Source organism: Actinomycetes bacterium (assembly GCA_035489715.1).
GTDB lineage: Bacteria > Actinomycetota > Actinomycetes > JACCUZ01 > JACCUZ01 > DATHAP01.
Map to the genome: position 1 here is coordinate 18,711 of DATHAP010000081.1, position 24,392 is coordinate 43,102.

Genomic DNA, 24,392 nt, shown 5'->3' on the forward strand with positions numbered 1-24,392 from the left:
CGTGACCCCGGGGCCGCGCGGGGGCGAGCGGTTCGTCGTGGTCGCAGCCGTCGCGGCGCTGGCGCTGTGCGCGCTGGCCGTCGCGGTGTCGTCGACCGACCCGCTGGCGGGGGAGGACCGACTGCTGCAGCGCCTGGCCGTGGCGGAGGGAGGACCCTGGCAGGACCTGTGGGGCGCCGTCGCCCGGCTCACCGACCTGGTGCCGCTGGTCGTGGTGACCGCCGCGGTCGTGCTCGTCCTGCTGCTGCGCCGGCGGTGGTGGGACGCCGCGGACCTGCTGCTGCTCAGCGCGGCCGTCTGGGTGGTCAACCCGGTGCTCAAGTCGGCGGTCGCGCGACCGCGGCCGGACGTCGTCGACCTGCCGTCCGGGCTCAGCGGCTGGTCGTTCCCGGCGGGCCACGCGGCGAACACCATGGTGCTCGTCCTCGCGCTGCTGCTCGTGGCGAACGTCGACGGCCGCCGGCTGCGATGGGCAGCCGTCGTGGGAGCGGCGTTCGTGCTCCTGACGGCGTACGCCCAGCTCGCTCTCGAGCGGCACTACCCCAGCGACCTGCTCGCCGGCTGGCTGCTCTCCCTCGCGCTGGTCGCTGGGACCGCGGCCGTCCGTCAGGGCGGCCCGGAGCCGAGCAGCCACCCGGCGCCGTAGACGCCGGACGCCACGGCCAGCAGGACCAGGACGAGGACCAGCGGCGGCAGGCGCAACCGGGCCAGACCGGTGCTCGGCCACAGCAGCAAGGTGAAGACAGGGAGCAGGTAACGAGGCCGGGAGCCGAAGTAGTGCGAGGTCGAGAAGCTCACCAGCACCGCGACGACGGTGAAGACGATGACCGGCCAGGGATAGCGGCGGGTGTGCCAGACGGCGGCGGCCAGGAGGAGGAGGCCGGCCACGAGCAGGGCGCCGACGCCGGGCCGCGTCGTGACCAGCTCCCACGTCCAGGCCGAGAACGCGCGACCGCCGTCGACATGGTTCTGCCAGCCCTTCGTCACGCCCGAGTACGAGCGCGGGCCCTCGCCGTCCCACCGGACGAATGCGAGGTAGCCCACCAGGCCGAGCGGGGCGACTGCCGCCGAGAGCACCGGGCCGTCGAAGGATCTCCGCCGACGACCCTCCTCGGCCGGTCGTGCCGCGCTGACCAGCGCGGCGACGAGGACGGCGGCCACGACGGCCACGCCGAGCGGCCGGGTCAGGCCGGCCAGGACGGCGAGCCAGGCGGCCAGGAGCAGGCGGTCGGCGAGCACGGCCACCAGGCACCAGGCGGCGAGGGCGGTGAAGAGCGCCTCGGTGTAGGCCATCGACGTCACGGCGGCCACCGGGACGCCGGACCAGAGGCAGGCCAGCACCACGCCGGTGCGGGGGTCGTGCAGCCGGGCCCCGACCTGGTAGATGCCGGCTGCCGCGACGACCGACGAGACGGCGCTGATGACCAGGCCGGCGTCCACGGCGGCCAGGCCGGTGACGCCGGCCACCACCCGCTCGAGCGCGGGGAACAGCGGGAAGAACGCGTAGTCCGCCAGCCGCCTGCCGTCCGGTGCGATGCCGACGTAGCCGTAGCCGTCCTCGGCGATGCGGGCGTACCACTTAGCGTCCCACCGAGTGAGCGCGTGGTACGCCGACGCCGACGACAGCTGCGCACCGACGACGAGGAGCAGCAGGCCCAGCACGCGTTCGGCGACGTGCGCGGCGACCGCCACACCCAGCAGCGACCGTCCCGGAGTCCCGGTCGGGCGCCCCGACGGCGTCAGGAGACCGGCGGCGGCCCCGGATGGGACGGTCGCACCTTGATCAGCCACGTCCTCAGCCAGGCCACGCCTCCTCCGGTCTGGTGCGCCGCTCAGTCGAGGGCACCGACCTTCTGGCTCTCCCCACGACGGGGCTCGGGGATCGCAGCGTGCGGCTCGACGCGCAGCGGCCGGGCCGCCCAGCTCGGCAGCCACCAGTTCCACTTGCCGAACAACGACACCAGGGCCGGCACGAGCAGGGCGCGCACGATCGTCGCGTCGAGCAGGATGCCGATGCCGAGTGCGGTGGCGAAGACCTTGATGTCGGTACCCGGCGACGACGACAGGGCCAGGAAGGACAAGAACAGGATCATCGCGGCTCCGGTCACCAGCCGGCCGGTGCGGGCCAGCCCGGTCACCACCGCGTCGTCGGTGTCACCGCTCTTGTCGTACTCCTCGCGCATCCGGGCCAGGATGAACACCTCGTAGTCCATGGACAGCCCGAAGAGGAACGCGAAGATCAGCACCGGCAGCCAGAACGTCACCGCCCCGGTGGGGGCGATGTCGAAGAGCTGGTCGGACCCGTTGCCCTCCTGCCAGAACCAGACGGTGGCGCCGAACGTCGCCGCGACCGAGACGATGTTGAGCAGCACCGCCTTGATCGGCAGCAGGATGGACCGGAAGGTCCGCACCAGGAGGACGAACGTCACCAGGGCGATCAGGCCGAGCGTCAGCGGGAAGTTCTTGTACACGGCATCGATGTAGTCGAGCACGGTCGGCCCGACACCGGCGATGCCGACGACACCCGGCACGCCGGCCAGTGCGTCGTCGACGTCCCGGACGACACCCGCCTTGGTGGAGTCGACGGTTTCCTCGGTCGGGATGACCGCGACCATGGCCGTGTCGTCCACCCGCCACTTCGCGTTGTCCGGCGCGATCGCCGCCGAGATGCCGTCGACCTCGGTCGACCGGTCGACGACCTGGTCGGCGGATCCCGCCGCGTCGTCTCCTTCGACGAGCACCTCGAGCGGCGACACGATGCCCGACGGCACGCCGCCGTCGGTGAGCTTGACCAGCGCCTCGTAGGTCGGGCCGCCACTGGCCAGCGACGAGGTCTGGGCCTGGCCGATCTTGATGCCGAAGATCGGGATGATCAGCGCGGCGAGGACGCCGAGGGCGAGGATGGCAGCAGCCCAGCGCCACCGGACGACCATCCGGGCCCAGGCCGTCCAGCCGGGAGACTGCTTGCCTTCGTGGCGGATCCGCGGCCAGTCGACCCGCGGGCCGATGCCGCCGAGCAGGGCGGGGAGAAGCGTGAGGATCACCACCGTGCTCGCGAGCGGGATGAGCATGCCGCCGAGACCCATGCTGCGCAGCAGAGGCACCGGGATGGCGAGCAGGGCGCACAACGAGATCGCCACCGTGCCGGCACTGGCGAGGACCGCGCGGCCGGCGTACTGCATCGCGACCACGACCGCGTCGTGGTTGTCGCGGCCGTGCGCGCGTTCCTCCCGCCACCGGTTGACGACGAGCAGCGAGTAGTCGACCGCGACACCGAGACCGACGAGCGCGATGAGGAACTGCACGACGAAGCTGATGTCCATCACGTAGGTGCCGAGCAGCACGATCGTGAACGTCGTGAGGATGGACACGAGAGCGATCAGCAGGGGCACGAAGGCCAGGAAGGAGGCGAAGAGGAACAGCAGCACTGCGAGTGCGCCGAGCCCGCCGAGGATGGTGTCGACGAGCAGGCTGGGTGCCTCCGGGTCGTCACTGCCCTGCGCCAGCAGGTTGTAGCCGGTGATGCTCCAGTCGACGTCGGTCTGCTCGCTGGCCTTCTCGAGCACCGGTCGCATCGCGACGTCGGGCCCGACGTCCTCGAAGCTCAGGAACGGCTCGGGGTAGACCAGCGCGTAGGTCGTGCGGCCGTCGTCGGTGAGGAAGACGTCGTCGCCGGTGTCGGCGTAGCTGAGGATGCGCGTCTTCGGCACGGCCGCCTGGACGTCGTCGAGCGTCGCGGTGATGTCGTCGAGGTGGTCCTCGACCGTGCTGCCCTCCGGCACCGTCGCGACCGCGATGGTGGGCGGGTTGGACCCGCCGTTGCCGTAGATGTCGAGGATCTGCTTCTCGGTCTCGTAGCCGGGCTGACCGGGCAGCGAGAAGTCGACCGTCAGCCGGTCGGCGGTCCGCCCGGCGGCGAACCCGCCGACGACGAGCATCACGAGCCAGAACAGCATCACCAGCTTGCGGTGGCGCAGGACGAACTCGGTGAGACGGATCATCAAGGGACTCCCCATCGGGCGGCAGCGGCGGCTCAGACGCTAGGGCAGACCACCGACTGTGCGGCAACTCATCGCGCAGAGTTCAGGGTGCGGTCAGGGACATCCCGGAGCCGTTCCGGGGCGAACCCCCACAACTCGGGCACCCGAGCGCCCGTCCTCAACTCAGCCAGACCGCGACGTCGCCCGGCAGCCGCTGGGGGTGACCGCCGTCGAGCGGCACGCTGGAGAGCAGCACCCGGTCGTACGTCGGCAGGTCGATCGCCTGCGCGTCGAGGTTGACCGCGCAGACCACCGCACCCGCCGGCGTGCGCCGCCGGAAGACCAGCGAGCCCGCCGGGCTGTCCAGCCACTCCAGCTCGCCGCCCGCGAGCAGCTCGCGGCGCAGCCGGAGCGCGCTGCGGTAGAGCTCGAGCGTCGAGCCGTCCACTCCCTGCTGGGCCTGCACCGACAGGTCGGCCCAGTCGGACGGCTGCGGCAGCCACGGCCTGCCGCTGCCGAAGCCCAGCGAGGGGCCGGCGGGCTCCCACGGCACCGGCACCCGGCAGCCGTCCCGGCCGCGCACCCGGTGCCCCGACCGCTCCCAGATCGGGTCGGCGAGAACCTCCTCGGGCAGGTCGACGACCTCGGGCAGACCCAGCTCCTCGCCCTGGTAGACGTAGGCCGACCCCGGCAGGCCGAGCAGCAGCAGGACCGCCGCCCGGGCCCGCCGCAGACCGAGCTCCGGGTCCAGCGGGGTGTCCGGACGTACCCGCTCGTCGTCGGCTACCCCGCCGCCGGTCCGGTCGAGGCGGGCGTAGCGCGTCGCGTGCCGGGTGATGTCGTGGTTGGACAGCACCCACGTGGTCGGGGCGCCGACCTCGGTGGCGGCGGCCATGCTGACGTCGATGGTCTGCCGCAGCTCGTCGGCGTCCCAGGCCGCCCGCACGAAGTTGAAGTTGAAGGCGGTGTGCAGCTCGTCCGGCCGCGTGTACATCGCGAGCCGGGCCGGGTCGTCGACCCACGCCTCCGCGACGAACGCGCGGTCCCCGGCGTAGGCGTCGCTCACCTTGCGCCAGCCGCGGTAGACCTCGTGCACCTCGTCGCGGTCCCAGAACGGGTGGTTCGGGCCGTGCGACAGGAGCACCGACTCGTCCTCGGCGCCGACGTCCGGGAACGCCTGGTCCTTCTTCAGCGAGTTGGCCACGTCGATCCGGAACCCGTCGACGCCGCGATCCAGCCAGAACCGCAGGATGTCCTCGAACTCCTCGACGACCTCCGGGTTCTCCCAGTCGAGGTCGGGCTGCTCAGGCGCGAACAGGTGGAGGTACCACTCGCCGTCGGGCACCCGCGTCCAGGCCGGACCACCGAAGGTCGACTGCCAGTCGGTCGGCGGCTCCGCACCGCCGGGGCCGCGCCCAGGCCGGAAGACGTAGCGCCCGCGCTCGGGGCTGCCGGGACCGGCCGCGAGGGCCGCCTGGAACCAGGCGTGCCGGTCGGAGGAGTGGTTGGGGACGATGTCGACGATCACCCGGATGCCGAGGTCGTGCGCCTCCGTGACCAGGGCATCCGCGTCGGCCAGGGTGCCGAACACCGGCTCGACGTCCCGGTAGTCGGCGACGTCGTAGCCGCCGTCGGCCATCGGCGACGGGTAGAACGGCGTGATCCAGACCGCGTCGACGCCGAGCTCGCGCAGGTAGGGCAACCGCCACCGGATGCCGGGAAGGTCACCCACGCCGTCACCGTCGCCGTCGGCGAAGCTGCGGACATAGACCTGGTAGATGACGGCGGTCCGCCACCACTCGTGGCCGGTCGTCGGGTCCGGGCGGCGCTCGCTGGCGGTGGAGGTCACCCGGAGGAGTCTGGCAAGACTGTCGATCGGCCCTGCAACGGGCTGTCGTGATAGCTGTTGACCAGGCTGCCGGCGGCCATCACCAGGTAGTCCCAGAGCAGGCGCTCGGGTTCCGGTGGCAGACCGAGCGAGTCGACGGCGTCCCGCATGTGGCCCAGCCAGGCGTCCCGCTCGGCGAGACCGATCCGGAACGGCACGTGCCGCATCCGCAGGCGGGGATGGCCCCGCTGCTGGGAATACGTGCGCGGGCCGCCCCAGTACTGCACGAGGAACATCCGCAGCCGCTGCTCGGCGGCGGCGAGGTCCTGGTCGGGGTAGAGGGGGCGCAGCACCGGGTCGTCGGCGACGCCCTCGTAGAACCGGGCCACCAGCCGCCGGAACGTCTCCTCGCCGCCGACGGCCTCGTAGAAGGTGTCGGCCGCTCCGGAGTCGGGGCGGCCGGTGCTTCCGGTGCTGTCGGCGGGAACGCTCACGTCTGCCATGGTGTCACGCTGGGTACGCCCAGATGGACCCGCCGGACCCACCGACAGACGCACCAGGAGGACCCATGGCCACCACCCGCACCGCGAACGCCCACTGGGAGGGCAACCTCTTCGAGGGCAAGGGCCGCGTCTCGCTCGACTCCTCCGGGATCGGCTCCTACGACGTGAGCTGGCCGGCCCGCACCGAGGAGCCGAACGGCATGACCAGCCCGGAGGAGCTGATCGCCGCTGCCCACTCGTCCTGCTTCTCGATGGCGTTCTCGAACGAGCTGAGCAAGGCTGGTCACACGGTGGAGAACATCGACACCAAGGCCGAGGTGACCTTCCAGCCCGGCAAGGGCATCACCGGCAGCCACCTGACCACCCGGGCGTCGGTGCCGGGCATCTCCGAGGAGGAGTTCGCCAGCATCGCCGAGGTCGCCAAGAAGGGCTGCCCGGTCAGCAGCGCGCTGACCGGCACCGCGATCACCCTCGACGCCGCCCTGGGCTGACACGGAGACCTGCTCGTGGCGTGACGTGACTGCGATCGAAGCGGCGGCTGCCGGGCGCCTCGAGCTGATCTGCTCATGATCGTGAGGGGAATCGGGCACCAGCAGAGCCTGCTCCCCCTCACGATCATGAATGCACGTCCGCGACTGAGCGGTCACTCGCCCCTGCGAGGAGGTGACGCATCGACCTGGCGTAGCGCTCTAGCCGGCACTCGGGTCGGCCAGCTCGGCAAAGTCTCGAACACGAAACACGGCGCAAGGGTGTGCCCCAACGCGTGTGTCAGGCTTCGCGACACGTTACGCCGCGAATCGGGCACGCCCGTCACGCCGAACGGAAGTGCCGTTCTCGCTCGCTTCACTTGCAGGAGCCCGCTGGCTCCCTGACGCAACCGGTGCTCGTGGTGAGTCCATCCCCGCGGGCCCTGCGGGTCGCATCGGTGCCGCTCGAAGATCGTTTGTCTGCCACGCAATGGCCGATTTTCCGGCAAGACGATAGACATCAGGCGCGGGGCGCAGGCACGTCGCAGCGGCCGCCGACGCACGGTGTGGTCTTGGGACGATCTTCGCCTCAGAGTGCGGGTGCGGTGGCTGTCCTGGTCGGCCGCCATGGCGCACATGCCGCACATGTGCCCACCGCCACCGACAGGCGTGCCGGCGCCGTCCTCAGGTCGTGGGCGGTGCGCCCGGTGCGCCAGGTGCGCCAGGTGCGCCCGCGGCGCCGGTTGCTGTGGTCGGGAAGACCGGCGGGGGCACCCGGACGCCCTCGCGGTCGAAGGCCTCCTTGATCCGCTCCCGCAGCTCGCGCTGGACGCCCCAGTGCTCGTTGGGTGCGCACTTGGCGAGCACCCGGATGGTCACCGAGGTGCCGGTGACCGACTCGACGCCGGCCACGGTCGGCACCTCGAGCATCTTGGGGCGCCACGCCTCGTCGTCGTACATCTGCTGCGCCGTGTCGGCGATGACCCCCTGCACCCGGGGGACGTCCTCGGTGTAGGCGACGGCGACGTCGACGATGCCGGTCGACCAGCCCTGGCTGTGGTTGCCCACCCTGAGGATCTCGCCGTTGCGGACGTACCAGACGATGCCGGTGCCGTCGCGCAGCCGGGTCACCCGCAGGCCCACCGCCTCGACCGTCCCGACGGTGCCCAGACCGGTGTCGACCAGGTCACCCACGCCGTACTGGTCCTCGAGGATGAGGAAGATGCCGGACAGGAAGTCCTTGACCAGCGTCTGCGCGCCGAAGCCGACGGCGACGCCGACGATGCCTGCGCTCGCGAGCAGCGGGCCGATCGGCAGGCCGATGACGTCGAGGATCATCAGGAAGGCCACGGTCATCACGACGCCGGTCGTGATGCTGCGCAGGACCGAGGCCATGGTGTCGGCGCGTTGCTTGCGGCGCTCCGAGAGCAGCGGGCTGGACTCGAGGATCTTGTGGCCCTTGCCCTTGGCGAGCACGCCCGGGACGGTGCCCTCCGCGGCCCGGTGGGCGAGGCGGCGGATCAGCCGGTGGAGCAGGAAGCGGACGACGAAGGCGATCGCGAGGATCGAGACGATCGCCGCCGGCTTGGCCAGCAGCCAGTCCGCCGACTCGGCGAGCCAGCGCTCGCCGAACCAGTCGTAGACCCGGTCGCAGAGCGTGCCGGTCTCGCGGTCGTCGACGCAGCTCTCGAATCGGATGGCATGCGGCAGCTGGGCGGTCAGGTCGGCCGCGAACGGCACGGTCGGTCCTCCGGGGCAGGGAACGGTCGGTCGGCGTGCGTCCCGAGGCTAGCGAGAGCCGGCGGGCAGCTGCAGGCCCGTCCAGCGGGCCGCGAAGCCCAGCGTGTCGGCGGTGAGCGCGACGGTGCGGCTCAGGGCGCGCGCTCCGTGACCGACGTCACGCTCGAGCCGCAGCAGCACCGGTCGCGCGCCGCTCGTGGCGTGCTGCAGCGCCGCGCACATCTTGCGGGCGTGCAGGGTGTCGACGCGGGTGTCGCCGTCGAAGACGGTGAAGAGGGTCGCCGGGTAGTCGACGCCCTCACGGACGTGGTGGTACGGCGAGTAGCCGAGCAGCCAGCCCAGCTCCTCGGGGTCGGCCGCCGTGCCGTACTCGTCGTTCCACGTCACGCCCAGCCCGAACTGCTCGTAGCGCACCATGTCGAGCAGCGGGGCCGAGCACAGCACGGCCGACCACAGGTCGGGCCGCTGGGTCAGCGCGACGCCTACGAGCAGGCCGCCGTTGGACCCGCCCGAGCAGGCCAGCCGGTCGGTGCTCGTCCACCCGTCGGTGACCAGCTTCTCGGCCGCGGCGTAGAAGTCGTCGAAGACGTTCTGCTTCCGGTGGCGCATGCCGGCCCGGTGCCAGTCCTCGCCCTCCTCCGAGCCGCCGCGCAGGTTGGCGATGGCGTAGACGCCGCCCGCCTCCACCCAGGCGAGAACCCCGGCGGAGTACCCCGGCGTCATCGGCACCCCGAACCCGCCGTAGCCGTAGAGGATCGCCGGCCGCGGCTCGTCCGGCTCCTTGACCGGTGACACGACCAGCATCCGCACGGTGGTCCCGTCGGAGGAGGTCAGCTCCACCTGGCGGGCGTGCACCTCGGGCACGTCGACCGCCCCCGGCGCGCTCGCCCACAGGGACGTCTCGCCCGTGGTCGCGTCGTAGCGGTAGACCGACGACGGCGTGACCTGGTCGGTGTAGCCGAACCACGCCTCGTGCCCGCCCTCGGGCCGCTCGCTCAGGCCGCCCACCGAGCCCAGGCCGGGCAGCGGGACCGAGCCGGTGCGCTCCCCGGTCCGCAGGTCGTGGGTGGTGACCTCGCTCATCGCGTGCCGGGTCCAGGCGCACAGCAGCACGCCGTCGGCCGGCCCGTTGCTGTCACCGCTGTCCTCGCCGTCGAGGATCGCGTAGCCCTCGAGCACGGCCTCCGGGTCCTCGGGGACGAGGTCGACCCACGTCTCGTGCCGCGGGTCGTCCGGCGTCGTCACGGCGAGCCGGCCGCGGGGTGCGTCCCGGTCGGTGAAGACGTACGCCTGGCCGTCCCTCCCGACGTGCAGCGACGTGCTGGCGTCGACGCCCTCCTGCACCACCCGGAACGCGGGCGACTCGAGCGGCCCGGCCGACAGGTCGGCGAGCCACAGGTCGTTGCGCGGGGCGGTCCCCGCCGACGCTCCGACGACGAGCCAACGGCCGTCCATCGAGACGCTGACGCCGTAGTAGTTCGTCTTGTCCATGCCCTTTCCGAGCACCAGCGCGTCCTCGTCCGGCGGGCTGCCGAGCCGGTGCAGCCAGACCCGGCGGTGGTGCTGCGCCTCGTCCTCGGGCACCAGGTCCGGGGGGAGCCGGCGGACGTAGTAGAACGCCTCGCCGCCGGGCAGCCAGGCCACCGGCGAGTAGCGGGCCCGGTCGACCGGCCCGTCGACGTCGTCGCCGGTGGCGACATCCATGACCCGCAGCACCGACTCCTCGGTGCCGCCCTCCGACAGCTGGTAGGCCAGCAGGTGACCCTCCTTGGACGGCTGCCACGTGTCCAGCGTCGTTGCGCCGGTCGGGTCGAGGCGCATCGGGTCGATCAGCACCCGCTCGGCGCCGTCCGGGTCGACCGTGAGCAGCACGGAGTGCTCCTGCTCCGCCGTGCGGCGCATGAAGAACTGCCGGTCGCCGCGCCACGACGGGGCGCCGACGGTCCCCGCGCCGAGCAGCTCGGTGACCCGCGCCCGCAGGTGCTCGCGACCCGGCACGCCGGTCATCTCGTCGGCGAGCAACGTGTCCTGGGCGTCGGACCAGGCCATCGTCTCGTCGGCCTCGGCGTCCTCGAGCCAGCGGTAGGCGTCGGGCACCGTCGTGCCGTGCAGGACGTCGGCGTCGTCACCTCGTCGGGCCGCCGGGTAGTGCGGAGGGAGGTCAGGGCTCGGCATGGCCGACACCCTAAGGTGCTGGTCTTTTTCCGTCCGCTCGGGCGACACTGGAGCCCTGCGACCCGGCACGAGCCACGTGCCGGGCCTTCGCTGGGAGGCAGGAGTGGGTCACGCCCTGGTGCTCAACGCGACGTACGAACCTCTGTGCGTCGTGCCCGCACGCCGCGCGCTGCTGCTCGTGCTGATGCACAAGGCGGTGTCGGTCGAGGCGTCGGACCTGGTGATGCACAGCGCCACCTTCGCCGTCACGGCACCCGCCGTGGTGCGCCTCATCCGCTACGTCCGCATCCCCTACCGCGGCCCGGTCCCCCTGACCCGGCGCGCGGTCTTCGTGCGCGACGGCGGACGTTGCGTCTACTGCGGCGGCACGGCCACCAGCATCGACCACGTGGTGCCGCGCAGCCGCGGTGGTCGCCACGAGTGGGGCAACGTCGTGTCCGCCTGCCGCCGGTGCAACCACGTGAAGGCCGACCGCACGGTCGCCGACCTGGGCTGGAGGCTGCACCCGCCGGAGGAGCCCACGGGCACCGCGTGGCGCATCCTCGGCACCGGCCGGTCCGACCCGAGGTGGATCCCCTACCTCGAGGCGTACGGCGGCGGCGAGGTCGAGGGGGCCGCGACCGCGTGAGCACCCGGCCGCTCCGTGGGTGAGCTGCACGACCTGACCGCGCTCGAGCAGGGGGCGGCGGTCGCGCGCGGCGAGGTGTCGCCGCGCGAGCTGGCCGACCACTACCTCGACCGGGCGCAACGGCACTCCGACGGCGTCGGTGCCTACGTCACCCTGACGCCGGAGGTCGCCCGCGAGCAGGCCGACCGGCTGGCCGCCGAGCTGCGCGACACCGGTGACGGCGCGGCCGGCGCCCGCTCGCCGCTGCACGGCGTGCCGGTGCCGGTGAAGGACCTCAACCTCACCGCCGGCATCCGGACCACCTTCGGCAGCGCGGCGTTCCGCGACTTCGTGCCCGACGTCGACGACTCTGTCGTCGTGCGGCTGCGTGACGCCGGCACCGTGCTGCTGGGCAAGACCAGCGCCTCCGAGCTGGGCCTGCCCTGCTACACCGAGCCCGACCTGGCGCCGCCGTCCCGGTCGCCGTGGGCGCCGGACCGGATGGCCGGCGGGTCCAGCGGCGGCGCCGCGGCGGCGGTGGCCGCGGGGCTGGCGCCGGTCGCCCACGGCAACGACGGCGGCGGGTCGGTGCGCATCCCCGCCAGCTGCTGCGGCCTGGTCGGCCTCAAGCCGGCCCGCGGGCGGGTCAGCGGTGGCCCGGTGCGCGGCGACGTGAGCGGGCTGCCCTGCGAGGGCGTGCTGGCCCGGACCGTCCGCGACGCGGCCGCGCTGCTCGACGTGATGGCCGGCCCGACGCCCGGCGACCCGCACTGGGCGCCTCCGCTGCCGTCGGGGGAGTCGTTCCTCGGCCACGCCGGCCGCGAGCCCGGACGGCTGCGCGTCGCGCGGTTCGTGACGCCGGTGATCGGCCACGCGGCGGTCCACGACGAGTGCCTGACGGCGTACGACCGGACGACCCGCCTGCTGACGGAGCTCGGCCACCAGGTCGAGGAGATCGCGGCGCCGTTCACCGCCGAGGTGGTGCCGCTCTTCGAGACGGTCTGGTCGGTGCTGCCGACGCTGGCGCCGGTGCCGCAGGGACGGGAGGAGTTGCTGCGGCCGCTCACCCGGTGGCTTCGCGAGCGCGGCCGGTCGGTGGCGGCGAGCGACTTCGCCCTCGCGCTGGCCACCCTGCAGGTCCTGGCTCGGCGTGCCGTCAGGGCGATGGTGGAGTACGACGCGGTGCTCACCCCCACCCTCGCGCGGCCGCCGCTGCCGGTCGGTGCGCTGCGCGACGACGACGACCCGGCCGGTGACTTCGCCGCGCAGGAGGCCTTCACCCCGTGGACCGCGCTGTGGAACCTCACCGGGCAGCCGGCAGTGTCGCTGCCGCTGCACGTGACCGACGCCGGGCTGCCGGTCGGCGTGATGCTCGCCGGGCGGCCGGCCGGCGAGGCCGGGCTGCTGTCGCTGGCCGCGCAGGTGGAGTCGGCGGCGGGCACCGTCTGGACGACGGGAGGCGGTGCGCGGCCGGCCTGCTGGTGAGGGAGGATCGTCCGCGATGCCGACCGACCAGCCGACCGACCCGCTGCCTCCCGACCTGCTCGAGCTAGCCGCCGAGCACGGCGTCTCCACCGACTTCTGGGACTGGCAGGGCCGGCACTGCCCGGTGTCGCGCGAGTCGGTCGAGGCGGTCCTCGCCGCGCTCGGCGTCGCCGCGCACACCGACGAGTCGGTCCGGACGTCCCTCTCCGACGTGCGCGCCCGGCGGTGGCGGCGGGTGCTGCCGCCGTGCGTCGTCACCCGGTCCGGCCGGCCGGCCCAGGTCCCGGTGCACGTGCCGCACGGCGAGCCGGCGGCGGCGTGGGTCGAGCTCGAGGAGGGTGGCCGGGTCGGCCTGGCCCAGGCCGACCGGTGGGTCGAGCCGCGCGAGGTCGACGGCGCCCTGGTGGGCGAGGCGACGTTCGACCTGCCCACCGACCTGCCGCTCGGCTGGCACACGCTGGCCGCCGCCGTCGGGCGTGAGTCGCGGGAGGCGTCCGTCCCCCTCGTGGTGACCCCGGACCGGATGCCCGCCCCCCCGAGGGGTGACCGGGCCGCGGCCTGGGGGCTGATGACGCAGCTCTACTCGGTGCGCTCCCGACGGTCCTGGGGCCACGGCGACCTCGACGACCTCGCCGAGCTGACCCGCTGGGCCGGGCGAGACCTCGGCGCGGGCTTCGTCCTGGTCAACCCGCTGCACGCGCCGGCCCCGGCGCTGCCGGTGGAGCCCTCGCCCTACCTGCCGGTGACCCGCCGCTTCGTCAGCCCGCTCTACCTGCGGGTGGAGCTCGTGCCCGAGTTCGCCTACCTGACGGGTGCGGTCCGGGCCGAGATCGAGCGCACCGCTCTGCTCCAGCGCTCGCTCAACACCGCCGACCTGCTGCTCGACCGCGACGCGGTGTGGGAGGCCAAGCGGTCGGCGCTGACCCTGGTCCACGCGGTGCCGCGCAGCCCGTCGCGGGAGGCGGACCTGCAGGCGTTCCTGCTGCGCGAGGGCCCTGGCCTGACCGACTTCGCGACCTGGTGCGCGCTCGCCGAGGTGCACGGCGGGGACTGGCGGGAGTGGCCGCAGCAGCTGCGCGCGCCGTCGTCCGCCGCGACCATTGCGGCGCGCACCGAGCTGACCGAGCGGGTCCACTTCTACTGCTGGCTGCAGTGGGTGCTCGACGAGCAGCTCGGCCGGGCACAGCGGCTCGCCCTCGACGCCGGCATGCCCGTCGGCGTGGTCCACGACCTGGCCGTGGGCGTGCACCCGCACGGTGCCGACACCTGGGCGCTGCAGGACGTGATGGCCAGCGGGGTCACGGTCGGCGCCCCGCCGGACGCCTTCAACCAGGTGGGCCAGGACTGGTCCCAGCCGCCGTGGCGGCCGGACCGGCTGGCCGAGTCCGGCTACACGGCCTACCGCGACATGCTGCGGACCGTGCTGCGGCACTGCGGCGGGGTGCGGGTCGACCACGTCATCGGTCTGTTCCGCCTGTGGTGGGTGCCGGAGGGGATGCCGGCCGACGCGGGGACGTACGTCCGCTACGACCACGACGCGCTCGTCGGCATCCTCGCGCTCGAGGCGTGGCGGGCCGGCGCCCTGGTGGTGGGGGAGGACCTCGGCACCGTCGAGCCGTGGGTGCGCGACTACCTCGCGCAGCGCGGGCTGCTGGGCACCTCGATCCTGTGGTTCGAGCGCGACGAGAGCGGGCGGCCGCGCCCGCCGGAGACCTGGCGCGAGCTGTGCCTGGCCGCAGTGACGACGCACGACCTGCCGCCGACCGCCGGCTACCTGGCCGGGGAGCACATCCGCATCCGCGACTCGCTGGGCCTCCTCACCCGCTCGGTCGACGAGGAGCGGTCGGTCGACGAGGCGGACCGGGCGTCCTGGCTCGACCTGCTCGTCGAGCGAGGCTGGCTGGCCGCCGACGACCGCGGGGAGGTCGAGGCGGTGACGGTCGCGCTGCACCGGGCCCTGGCCGCCACCCCGAGCCGCTTGCTCGGTGTCGCGCTGACCGACGTCGTCGGCGACCGGCGGGCCATGAACCAGCCGGGCACCGACGACGAGTACCCCAACTGGCGGCTGCCGCTCGCCGACGGGACCGGGACGCCGGTGCTGCTCGACGACCTGGTGACCCGCCCGCTCGCCGGGCGGCTGGCCGACGCGGTCTCGGGCAACTAGTACGGTGCTGCCCGTGACCATCCGCCGACTCCTCGCCTCGACGGTATGCACCGCAGGGCTGGTGCTGGCCACGGCCGCGCCGGCGCTCGCCACCAGCAAGACCGACGACGGCAACGAGCCCGGGCCGGGGCTCAGCGTCATCGAGACGCTGCTGTGGTTCGTCGTGCTGCCGGCCGGCCTCTTCGTCGTCATCGCGATCCTCGCGACGCTGCCGTCGATGTCGCGCGGTCCGCGCTACCGGCCGGGGCTCGGCTGGTGGGCCGCGCCGATCTGGTTCAACGGCCCCGACGACGCCGACTCCGCGGTGCGTACGGCGACCGCGACGACCGGGGGAGGTGGCGCCAGTGCCCGCTGGTGAGGCGTTCTCGGAGCGGCAGCAGCAGGACGTCGTCCGGGCGATCCGGCTGGCGCAGCAGCAGTCGCAGCTGCCGGTCTCGGTCTACGTCGGCACCCTCGAGGGCGACAGCCGGGCGACCGCCCTGCAGCTGCACGGCGCGCTGGGTGCTGACGCCGCGCAGACCGTGCTGGTCGCGGTCGACCCCGGCGCCCGTCGGGTCGAGGTGGTGACCGGCACCGAGGTCCGGCGGCGGCTCGACGACCGGGCGGCGGGGCTGGCCGCGATGACCATGACGTCGGCCTTCCAGGCCGGCGACCTCTCGGGCGGCATCGCCAGCGGGGTGCTCGCCCTCGCCGAGCACGCCCACGCCCCGCGCTCGCTGCACACCGACACCCCCTAGCCAGCCGTCCGACCGGCGCCCCAGCCCAGCCGGCCCCGCGCGAAATGATCACGTCAACATGGTCATGGCACCCCGTGCACGGCTGATACACCGTGCAAGGGGGGTACCGATCATGTAAACGTGATCATTGCCGCCCGGGGGTCAGGCGGCGGCGTCGCGATCCTGGGCCCGCAGCGCCCGGGCGACGCCGTCGCGCGACTCGATCACCAGCCGGCGCAGCGCCGGCACCGCGTCCTCGTGGGCGGCCAGCCACGCGTCGGCCGCGTCCACCGTCGACTGCTCGGCCAGCAGGGTGGGGAACAGCCCGATGACGATGCTCTGCGCGGTCTCGTTGGTCCGGGTGGCCCACACCTCGGTCAGCGACGAGAAGTAGGGGTTGACGAACGAGCGCAGCAGCTCGAGCTGCCCGACCTGCTGGAAGCCGCCGATCACGGCGGTCTGGATCGCGTTCGGCAGCTCGTCGTCGTCCATCACCGAGGCCCACGCCTCGGCCTTGGCGTCGCCGCTCGGCCGGGCCGCGAGCGCGGCGGCCGCCTGCCGTCGCCCGGTCGCAGTGTCGTCGCGGTCCAGCTCGCGGTCGACCTCGTCGTCGTCGGCGAGCCCGGCCGCGACCAGGTGGTGCAGCAGGTGCCAGCGCAGATCGGTGTCGACGGTCAGCCCCTCGAGGGTCGCCTCCCCGTCGAGGTAGCGACGCACCGTCGCGAGGTGCTCCTCGCCGACGGCCGCCGACGCGTAGGCCCTCAGGAACTGGAGCTGGTTGTCGCTGCCGGGTGCCGCCTCGGCGAGCAGCTGGGCGAGACCGTCGGCCAGCCGCCGCCGGTGCTGCTCACGCCGGTCCGGCGCCGAGTAGAGGACCACAGCCGTCTCGGCCTGCCGCAGCACGGTGCGGGTCACCGAGCTGTCGGTCTCGCGGCCGATGCCGCCGAGCACCAGGGTCAGGTAGTCCGACGTCGACATCTCGCCGTCGCGGGTCATGTCCCAGGCGGCCGACCAGCACAGCGACCGGGACAGGGTGTCCTCGAACTCGCCGAGCGCGTCGGTCAGCGTGTGCAGCGACCGCTCGTCGAGCCGGATCTTGGCGTAGGTCAGGTCGTCGTCGTTGACCAGCACCAGGTCCGGCTGGGTCACGCCGACCAGCTCCGGCACCTCGGTCCGGGCGCCGGTGACGTCGAGCTCGACCCGGTGTTGCCGGACGAGGCCCCGATCGGAGCGGGAGTAGAGCCCGACCGCCAGCCGGTGCGAGCGCAGCGTCGGCCAGCCGTCCGGCGCGCTCTGCTCCACCGCGAACGAGATGAAGCGCCCGTGGCCGTCGACCTCGAACGAGGGCCGCAGCGTGTTGACGCCGGCGGTCTCGAGCCACTCCGCCGACCACGCCTTGAGGTCACGGCCGGACGTCTCCTCCAGCTTGCCGAGGAGGTCGGCGAGGGTGGTGTTGCCCCAGGCGTACGCCCGGAAGTACTCGCGGATCCCGGCCAGGAACTCGTCGCGGCCGACCCACGCCGCGAGCAGCTTGAGCACCGACGCGCCCTTGGCGTAGGTGATGCCGTCGAAGTTGACCTCGACGTCCTCGAGGTCGTGGATCTCGGCCGCGATCGGGTGGGTCGAGGGCAGCTGGTCCTGCCGGTAGGCCCACGTCTTGTCCGTGTTGGCGAACGTCGTCCACGCCGACGTCCAGCGGGTCGCCTCGGCCGCGGCCAGGGTGCTGGCCCACTCGGCGAACGACTCGTTGAGCCACAGGTCGTCCCACCACGTCATCGTCACGAGGTCGCCGAACCACATGTGCGCCATCTCGTGCAGGATCGTCACGGCCCGGCGCTCGTAGGACACCTCGGGCACCCGGGACCGGAACACGTAGTCCTCGTGGTGCGTCACGCAGCCGGCGTTCTCCATCGCCCCGGAGTTGAACTCCGGCACGAACAGCTGGTCGTACTTCTCGAACGGGTAGGGCATCCCGAACTCGCGCTCGAAGAACTCGAAGCCCTGCCGGGTCTCCTCGAGGATCACGTCGGCGTCGAGGTGGGCGGCGAGAGAGGCCCGGCAGTACAGCGCCAGGGGGATGACCCGGTCGCCGTCGCGGTACTCGGAGTCGACCCGGTGGTAGGGCCCGGCGACCAGGGCCGTGATGTAGGAGGAGATGCGCGGGGTGGCGGCGAAGCGCCAGGTCGCGTTGCCGAAGCCGGCCGGCTCGGGCGCGGGGGTCGGTTGGTTGGAGACCACCTGCCAGTCGTCCGGTGCGGTGACGGTGAACGCGAACGTCGCCTTGAGGTCCGGCTGCTCGAACACGGTGAACATCCGCCGCGAGTCCGCGACCTCGAACTGCGTGTAGAGGTAGACGGACTTGTCGACCGGGTCGACGAACCGGTGCAGCCCCTCGCCGGTGTGCATGTAGCGGCAGGTCGCCCGCACCCGCAGCGTGTTGTCGTCGGCCAGGCCGTCGAGGCGGATCCGGGTGCCGTCGAACACGTCGGCCGGGTCCAGCGCAGTCCCGTTGAGCTCCAGCTCGGCGATCTCGTCGGCGACCAGGTCCACGTAGGTCGAGGCCCCGGGCTCGGTGCAGCGGAACCGGGCGACGGTCGCGGAGCGGAACGTCACGTCACCGACCGTCAGGTCGAGCTCGACGTCGTACGACGTCACCTCGATCAGCCGGGCCCGGGCCTGGGCATCCTCGCGCGTGATGTTCATGCGGGTTGTCGCGCTGGGCACGAAGGATCTCTCCTCGGTCGGGCAGAAGGACAGGAAATCCTCGCACGGACGCCCGCGCCGGACCCAACGGGAATGTCGAACTGTGATGTCCGAGTTGTGACAGGTCGTGAGCCTTTCCGACCAGTCCTCCCCCTTTTCGGGCGCCGCCGACGTCCCCGGTCCGGGCCGCGCCGAGACCGGCCGGGCGGTCGCGGACTTCTGGTTCGACCCGGTGTGCCCGTGGGCCTGGATCGCGTCGCGCTGGATGCTCGAGGTCGAGCGGGTGCGCGACGTCGAGGTGCGCTGGCACGTGATGTCGCTGGCCGTCCTCAACGAGGGCCGTGACCTGCCGGAGAAGTACCGGCAGGTCATGGCGGAGGCCTGGGGGCCGGTCCGGGTCGTGACGGCGGCCGTGGCCGAGCACGGCGACGGGGTGGCGCTGCCGCTCTACACCGCCCTGGGGAGCCGGTTCCACCTTCAGGGCCGGCCCAGGGACCGGGCGACGGTCCTGGAGGCGCTGCGCGAGGCGGGCCTGCCGGCGCGGCTGGCCGACGCGATGGACGACCCGGCCTGGGACCCGGCGCTGAAGGAGTCGCACCACGCCGGCATGGACCCGGTCGGCCACGAGGTGGGGACTCCGGTGATCCACGTCGAGGGCACGGCGATCTTCGGCCCGGTGGTGACACCGGCCCCGCGCGGCGAGGCGGCTGGCCGGCTGTGGGACGGGGTCCGCCTGGTGGCCGGGACCGACGGCTTCTTCGAGCTGAAGCGGTCCCGAACCCGGGACCCGGTCTTCGACTGAGCCCAGCCCGCGCCCCGGGATGGACCGATCGGGCCCATCCGGGTGACGCGGGCGCCCCGGCGGCGCATGCTGGACCCCGAGGTGGTGGGGAACGTGATGATCAATGCGCGGCCGGGCTACTGGGACATGGACCGGTGCTCGTGGGTGGGTGTCGAGCCGACGTACGTCGTGCCGCCCCTGCGCCACGCCGAGCACCCGCACGACCGGGTCGCCGGCCGGCCGGGGCCGGCCGTCCCCGCGCCGCGGCACCGCCGGGAGCAGCCGCCCGGGCTCGAGGCCAGCGAGACGACCGAGACTACCGAGACCATCGAGTCCATCGAGTCGATCGAGTCCATCGAGACCGTTGCGAACGAGCAGGTCTAGGTCACGATCCGCATCGGGCGTCCCCGGGCGTCCCGTGGCGGCGGCCCGACGGGGAGCACCTGCGCGACCCCGTCCAGCCAGCGCCGTCCCGACCACGCCGCGGCCAGCGCGTCCGGGGCGTCGTCCCCGGGCGGCACGGACGCGAGGTCCAGCCCCGGCAGCCAGGAGCGCAGCGCGGCGAGCCGGTCGGCGCGGCCGGCCGCCGTCTTCTTCCGGTCGAGCACCCGGCCGGCGAGAGCGGCGAAGGACAGCTCCGGGTGCACCTCCACCAGCCGGGGGTCGTCAGCGGCGTCGTCGACCTCGCGCATCCGGTCGACGATGTGCCAGGTCTGGATCGACAGACCGGCACCGTCGGCCAGCTCGCGGTGGCGGGAGCTGGCCGCGGGGTGGTCGGGGTGGTCGAGCACGTCGCGGGGCGGGGCGAGGAAGACCCGCGGGTGCGCCGCTCCGAGGAGCCGCTTCGCCTGCAGGTCGCAGGCGCGCCGGCCCGTGTGCGGCAGGCCGATCGGCATGTCGATCGCCACCACCTCGGCGTCGACCGCCAGCGCCGCCCGGACGTCGGGCAGCGCCAGCCACCGCACGTCCTGACCCCGCACCAGCGCGCCGACCCAGCCCCCGCGAGCCCCGTCGACCCCGAGCACCCCGCTCACGTTCGGTCCCTGCCAGACTGCCGCGCATGCGCGTGCACCTCGGGTCCGACCACGCCGGCTACGAGTTCAAGTCCCATCTCGCGGGGTGGCTGCGCGAGGAGCGTTACGAGGTCGTCGACCACGGCCCGGTCGACTACGACCCGGTCGACGACTACCCACCCTTCGTCCTGCGCGCGGCCGCCGCGGTGGTCAACGACCCGGGCAGCCTGGGCGTCGTGATCGGCGGCTCGGGCAACGGTGAGGCGATCGCGGCGAACAAGGTGCCCGGGGTGCGGGCCGCGCTGGCGTGGAACGACGACACCGCGGGCCTGGGCCGGGAGCACAACGACGCCAATGTCGTCAGCGTGGGCGCCCGCATGCACACCCTGGACGAGGCGACCCGGCTGGTCGAGCGGTTCCTCACGACGCCGTTCAGCGGGGACGAGCGGCACTCCCGGCGGATCGCGATGATCGCCGACTACGAGACCGGCCACGAGCTCCCCGAGCTGCCCGGCCCGCCGACCGGCCCGTGACCGCCGGATCAGAAGACCCAGCTGGTCCACGGCGCCGGGTGGTGGGCGAGAGCCGCTGACGCTGCCGTCACCGAGCCCGGCCTCCGCTCCGCCACCAGGCCTGCATCGGCGAGCTGCGCTACGGGCGTGCCGCCCAGGTAGGCCGCCCCGAGCTCGCGCACGTCCATCGACAGGTCCGGTGCGTCGTCGGCCGGCGCGCACGCCGCGTCCCCGCCCGCGGTGGCGCGCAGCCGCCACGTGCCGGCGTTCCACGGGCACAGGTCGTCGCGCACCTCGATCACCAGGTCGACGTCGGTCGCATAGGTGCGTCCGGTGAGCGCGCGCGGCAGGTCGACCAGGCGTACGTAGAGGCAGTCGGTCAGGGACGGCTTGGCGCTGCGGGGGTCGCTCAGCCAGTGCAGCACCGGGTCGTCGACGGCGACCCGCACCGTGGCATGGCCCATCAGGTCGAGGTCGAACAGGTAGCGGTAGAGCGCGGCGAGCGCCGCGGGGTCCGCCGCCATGGCCTCCTGCACCGTGACGTCGCCCTTGCCGAAGCGCTCGTCCCAGTGCTGCTCGGTCCGGTAGAGCGCGAAGCCGCGTACCCCGTCGCCGTCCTCGGCCACCACGGCCCGCTTGGGTGACGCCGCGCCGCGCATCGAGGCCAGGTCGCGCACCGTGCGCTGCCACCAGGGCTCCTCCCGCAGCACGACGCCCGGCCGGGCGGCGGCCACCGCGTCGTAGACCGGCACGAAGGCCTTCCAGTCGGCGGCGTCGACCAGCCGCAGCCGCAGTCCCGGGTCGTCGGGCGCGCCGGCCTGCAGCGCGGTCGCGCTGCGGGGCACGTCGAGGCTGTAGGCCCGGGTGGCCAGGCCGTAGCCGAACCTCCCGTAGATCGCCGGCTCGGACGCCCAGAGGATGGCCAGCGGCTCGTCGCCCTGGTCGTGGACCGCGTGCAGCTGGTGGGTCATGAGCGCCCGCAGCACCCCCCGGCGACGGTGCGTGGGCAGCACGCCGACCCAGCTCACCCCGGCGGCAGGGACGGCGGCCCCGCCCGGGACGGTGAGCTCGAAGGAGTACGCCGTCGCGATCCCCGCGAGCACCCCGCCGTCATAGGCGCCGATCCCTCGGCCGCCCTTGTGCAGCTCGCGCTCCTGCGCCTCCATGTCCTCGGGCACGCCGACGCCGAACGCGTGGGCGTCGACGTCGCGGAACGCCTCCCAGTCCTCGTCGGGGACGGGCCGGACGGTCCACGGCTGGGCGCTCATGACCAGGTGCCTACCAGAGGCTGAGGGCCGGGACCAACGCCATTACGCCGCCCGGGTGGCCCAATCCGGCGACCCGGCGTCCCCGGCCTGTCACGGTCGGTACGGTTCTCCCCATGTCCGCCGCCACCTCGCGTCGTCGGCGCGCCCGGCGGTCCGCCCTCTGGTGGCGCGCCAGGACGTACGTCAAGCGGCACCTGCTGTACTCCGACGGCTTCACGCTCCTTGTCCTCAGTCTCTGCGCCGGCGCCCTCGGCGTGCTGTTCACCCGCGACCGCGGGCTCTTCCCGCTCTCGATGCTGGCGCTGGTGGTGCTGGCCGGCGGGTTCCTGCTCAGCGTGCGCAGCCTGCTGCTGCTCGACGTCGTGGTCGCCGCCGTCGTGGTCTTCGACCTGGTGCGCGTCGACGACGTCGCGAAGGGCGCCATCATCGTCGTGGCCGGGACCGCGGCGATGGTCCACCTTCTGGCGCGCAGCCGCGGGCGGCTGGGCGTGCAGGGGACACGAGGCGACTCGATGCTGGTCGACCTGCGCGACCGGCTGACCGCGCAGGGGGAGATGCCCGCGCTGCCGGACGGCTGGTCGGCCGAGATCGTCCTGCGCTCCGCGGGCGGCGCGTCGTTCTCCGGCGACTTCCTGGTCGCGACCCGCTCCGACGACGGCACGCACGTCGAGGTCGCACTCGTCGACGTCTCGGGCAAGGGCGTCGACGCGGGCACCCGCGCGCTGCTGCTGTCCGGCGCGTTCGGCGGCCTGCTCGGGTCGGTGCCGCACGAGGAGTTCCTGCCGGCGACCAACCGCTACCTGATCCGGCAGCACTGGGAGGAGGGCTTCGCGACCGTCGCCCACGTCGTCATCGACCTGGCCACGGGAGAGTACGTCGTGTCGGTCGCCGGCCACCCGCCCGCCGTCCACTTCACGTCGGGCTCGGGTCGCTGGCGGGTCAGCGAGGCCAGCGAGGGGCCGCTGCTGGGCATCTTCCCGGACGCCAAGTTCGTGTCCGAGCGCGGCCGGCTGGAGCGCGGGGACGCGCTGCTGATGTTCACCGACGGCCTGATCGAGAAGCCCGGCCAGGACATCGCGGTCGGCATCGACAAGCTGCTGGGTGAGGCGGAGCGGCTGGTCACCCGCGGCTTCCGGCACGGTGCCCGCAAGCTGATCGACCGGGTCGCCGCGGCGCACAACGACGACCGGGCGGTCGTCCTGATCTGGCGGGACTAGGCCGGGCCCGGGGCGCCGGAGCGTTGCCCGCACCGGCGGGTGGGAGCACACTCCCTGGTGGGGGGTGCCCTCTCACGGGGCAGCTCTCGGGCCCATGGCCCGACGCGGGCCCGCAGCGCCCTGTGCGGCGAGGGGGTCCGCATGCCCAGCGACGAGGCAGCAGCTTCAGGTCCCGGCCACCCGGACGACGGCGAGCTCGGGCGCCTGCGCGCCGACCTCCGTGAGTCCCGCGAGCACCTCGAGGCCACCGGCGAGGTTCTGACGGCCCTGGGTCGCTCCGCGGCCGACCTGAAAGGCGTGCTGGGGACGGTGGTCGAGAGCGCCCGCCGCCTGTGCGGGGCGGACGCCGCCCTGGTCTACCTCCTCGAGGAGGGCACGTTCCGGGTCGCCGTGGAAAGTGGTGTGTCCGACGACTACCTCGACTACACCCGCCAGCAGCCCTTGGTTGCGGACCGGGCGAGCCTGACCGGCCGGGTGGCCCTGGACCGACGGGCTCAGCAGATCGCGGACGTCCTCGCCGACCCGGACTACGGACGGCCCGACATCCAGCGCGTGGGCGGGTTCCGGACCGCCCTCGGAGTGCCCATGATCGTCGAGGCCGAGGTCGTCGGCGTGCTCGCTCTCTGGCGCAGCGAGGTCGACCCGTTCAGCGAACGAGCCATCCAGCTGGTCAGCACCTTCGCCGCCCAGGCGGCGATCGCGATCCGCAACGTCGACCTGGTCCGGGACCTGCAGGCCCGCACGACCGAGCTGGCGGACAAGGTCGGTCAGCTGGAGGCTCTTCGCGAGATCGGGCACGTGGTGAACTCCAGCCTCGACCTGGACGAGGTGCTCACCACCATCGTCACGCACGCGGTCCAGCTCACCGGCACGGACGGCGGCTCCCTCCTCGAGCTCGACACCGCGACCCAGGCGTTCCGGATCCGGGCGGCCTTCGGCACCACAGCCGACCTCCTCCGTCGGCTCGGCGAGACCCACATCTCCTTGGACAACTCCTTGGTCGGCCGGGCCTGCCTCGAGGGACAGCCCCAGATGGAGCAGGACCTCGAGACGGCGGCCCTCGATCCACACCTCACGCAGCTCAAGGAGGCCGGGTGGCGCTCGGTGCTGGCGGTCCCGATCCAGCACGAGGCGGAGATCGTGGGGGCGTTGGTCGTGCGGCGACGCAGCTCTGGCGGGTTCCCGGTGGAGACTCCGGAGCTGCTCCAGACCTTCGCCGGTCAGTCGGCGCTC

Annotated in this window: 21 protein-coding genes; 12 read left to right on the forward strand and 9 right to left on the reverse strand. The window is 73.3% G+C overall.

Going from position 1 to position 24,392, the window contains the following annotated elements; all coding sequences use genetic code 11:
• Position 1 precedes the first annotated feature (1 nt).
• Entirely contained in the window at positions 2-646 is a 645-nt protein-coding gene (locus tag VK640_07010; protein HTE72932.1) for a phosphatase PAP2 family protein, read from the forward strand.
• Here the strand turns inward: VK640_07010 and VK640_07015 are convergent.
• From VK640_07015 to VK640_07030, 4 genes are all read right to left on the reverse strand, one after another.
• Positions 607-1,692 (reverse strand): glycosyltransferase family 39 protein, encoded by a 1,086-nt coding sequence (locus tag VK640_07015; protein HTE72933.1) that lies wholly within the window; start codon positions 1,690-1,692, stop codon positions 607-609. The two genes, VK640_07010 and VK640_07015, sit on opposite strands and share 40 nt — an antisense overlap.
• 140 nt (positions 1,693-1,832) lie before the next feature.
• Positions 1,833-4,001 carry an MMPL family transporter gene (locus VK640_07020; GenBank protein HTE72934.1) on the reverse strand — a complete coding sequence of 723 codons (2,169 nt, stop codon included), beginning with the start codon at positions 3,999-4,001 and terminating at the stop codon, positions 1,833-1,835.
• A 157-nt stretch (positions 4,002-4,158) separates the two neighbouring features.
• Positions 4,159-5,829 (reverse strand): glycoside hydrolase family 13 protein, encoded by a 1,671-nt coding sequence (locus VK640_07025; protein ID HTE72935.1) that lies wholly within the window; start codon positions 5,827-5,829, stop codon positions 4,159-4,161.
• Complete coding sequence (locus VK640_07030) at positions 5,826-6,311, reverse strand: globin (GenBank protein HTE72936.1); 486 nt, start codon at positions 6,309-6,311, stop codon at positions 5,826-5,828. The genes VK640_07025 and VK640_07030 overlap by 4 nt, the downstream gene beginning before the upstream one ends.
• A gap of 65 nt (positions 6,312-6,376) precedes the next feature.
• Here VK640_07030 and VK640_07035 point away from each other — a divergent pair, with 65 nt between their 5' ends.
• Entirely contained in the window at positions 6,377-6,802 is a 426-nt protein-coding gene (locus VK640_07035) for an OsmC family protein (GenBank protein HTE72937.1), read from the forward strand.
• A gap of 660 nt (positions 6,803-7,462) precedes the next feature.
• Here VK640_07035 and VK640_07040 read toward each other — a convergent pair.
• Positions 7,463-8,518 carry a mechanosensitive ion channel family protein gene (locus tag VK640_07040; protein HTE72938.1) on the reverse strand — a complete coding sequence of 352 codons (1,056 nt, stop codon included), beginning with the start codon at positions 8,516-8,518 and terminating at the stop codon, positions 7,463-7,465.
• Between the two features lie 48 nt (positions 8,519-8,566).
• Entirely contained in the window at positions 8,567-10,693 is a 2,127-nt protein-coding gene (locus VK640_07045; protein HTE72939.1) for a prolyl oligopeptidase family serine peptidase, read from the reverse strand.
• A gap of 103 nt (positions 10,694-10,796) precedes the next feature.
• Here VK640_07045 and VK640_07050 point away from each other — a divergent pair, with 103 nt between their 5' ends.
• The 5 genes from VK640_07050 to VK640_07070 are packed head-to-tail and all read left to right on the forward strand — an operon-like array spanning position 10,797 to position 15,686.
• Positions 10,797-11,321 (forward strand): HNH endonuclease, encoded by a 525-nt coding sequence (locus VK640_07050; GenBank protein ID HTE72940.1) that lies wholly within the window; start codon positions 10,797-10,799, stop codon positions 11,319-11,321.
• Positions 11,322-11,336: 15 nt separating this feature from the next.
• Positions 11,337-12,785 carry an amidase gene (locus VK640_07055; protein HTE72941.1) on the forward strand — a complete coding sequence of 483 codons (1,449 nt, stop codon included), beginning with the start codon at positions 11,337-11,339 and terminating at the stop codon, positions 12,783-12,785.
• A 16-nt stretch (positions 12,786-12,801) separates the two neighbouring features.
• Complete coding sequence (gene malQ, locus VK640_07060; protein ID HTE72942.1) at positions 12,802-14,949, forward strand: 4-alpha-glucanotransferase; 2,148 nt, start codon at positions 12,802-12,804, stop codon at positions 14,947-14,949.
• Between the two features lie 13 nt (positions 14,950-14,962).
• Positions 14,963-15,307 (forward strand): hypothetical protein, encoded by a 345-nt coding sequence (locus VK640_07065; protein HTE72943.1) that lies wholly within the window; start codon positions 14,963-14,965, stop codon positions 15,305-15,307.
• Positions 15,294-15,686 (forward strand): DUF5130 family protein, encoded by a 393-nt coding sequence (locus VK640_07070; protein HTE72944.1) that lies wholly within the window; start codon positions 15,294-15,296, stop codon positions 15,684-15,686. The genes VK640_07065 and VK640_07070 overlap by 14 nt, the downstream gene beginning before the upstream one ends.
• A 141-nt stretch (positions 15,687-15,827) precedes the next feature.
• Here the strand turns inward: VK640_07070 and pepN are convergent, their stop codons facing one another.
• Complete coding sequence (gene pepN / locus VK640_07075) at positions 15,828-18,368, reverse strand: aminopeptidase N (protein HTE72945.1); 2,541 nt, start codon at positions 18,366-18,368, stop codon at positions 15,828-15,830.
• A gap of 127 nt (positions 18,369-18,495) precedes the next feature.
• Between pepN and VK640_07080 the strand changes: the two genes are divergently transcribed.
• Together VK640_07080 and VK640_07085 are read left to right on the forward strand one after the other, a co-directional pair.
• Entirely contained in the window at positions 18,496-19,170 is a 675-nt protein-coding gene (locus tag VK640_07080; protein ID HTE72946.1) for a DsbA family protein, read from the forward strand.
• A 42-nt stretch (positions 19,171-19,212) separates the two neighbouring features.
• Complete coding sequence (locus VK640_07085) at positions 19,213-19,533, forward strand: hypothetical protein (GenBank protein ID HTE72947.1); 321 nt, start codon at positions 19,213-19,215, stop codon at positions 19,531-19,533.
• Here the strand turns inward: VK640_07085 and VK640_07090 are convergent.
• A complete protein-coding gene (locus tag VK640_07090; protein ID HTE72948.1) occupies positions 19,530-20,183 on the reverse strand; it encodes a DUF429 domain-containing protein in 654 nt (217 codons plus the stop codon). The genes VK640_07085 and VK640_07090 overlap by 4 nt on opposite strands.
• 26 nt (positions 20,184-20,209) lie before the next feature.
• On the opposite strand from VK640_07090, the gene VK640_07095 reads away from it, so the two are divergent.
• Complete coding sequence (locus VK640_07095; protein ID HTE72949.1) at positions 20,210-20,695, forward strand: ribose-5-phosphate isomerase; 486 nt, start codon at positions 20,210-20,212, stop codon at positions 20,693-20,695.
• A gap of 8 nt (positions 20,696-20,703) precedes the next feature.
• Here VK640_07095 and VK640_07100 read toward each other — a convergent pair whose 3' ends face one another.
• A complete protein-coding gene (locus tag VK640_07100; protein ID HTE72950.1) occupies positions 20,704-21,942 on the reverse strand; it encodes a GNAT family N-acetyltransferase in 1,239 nt (412 codons plus the stop codon).
• Between the two features lie 113 nt (positions 21,943-22,055).
• On the opposite strand from VK640_07100, the gene VK640_07105 reads away from it, so the two are divergent.
• A complete protein-coding gene (locus tag VK640_07105) occupies positions 22,056-23,159 on the forward strand; it encodes a PP2C family protein-serine/threonine phosphatase (protein HTE72951.1) in 1,104 nt (367 codons plus the stop codon).
• A gap of 141 nt (positions 23,160-23,300) precedes the next feature.
• Positions 23,301-24,392 (forward strand): GAF domain-containing protein (locus VK640_07110; protein HTE72952.1); only part of this gene is annotated, 1,092 nt, incomplete at its 3' end.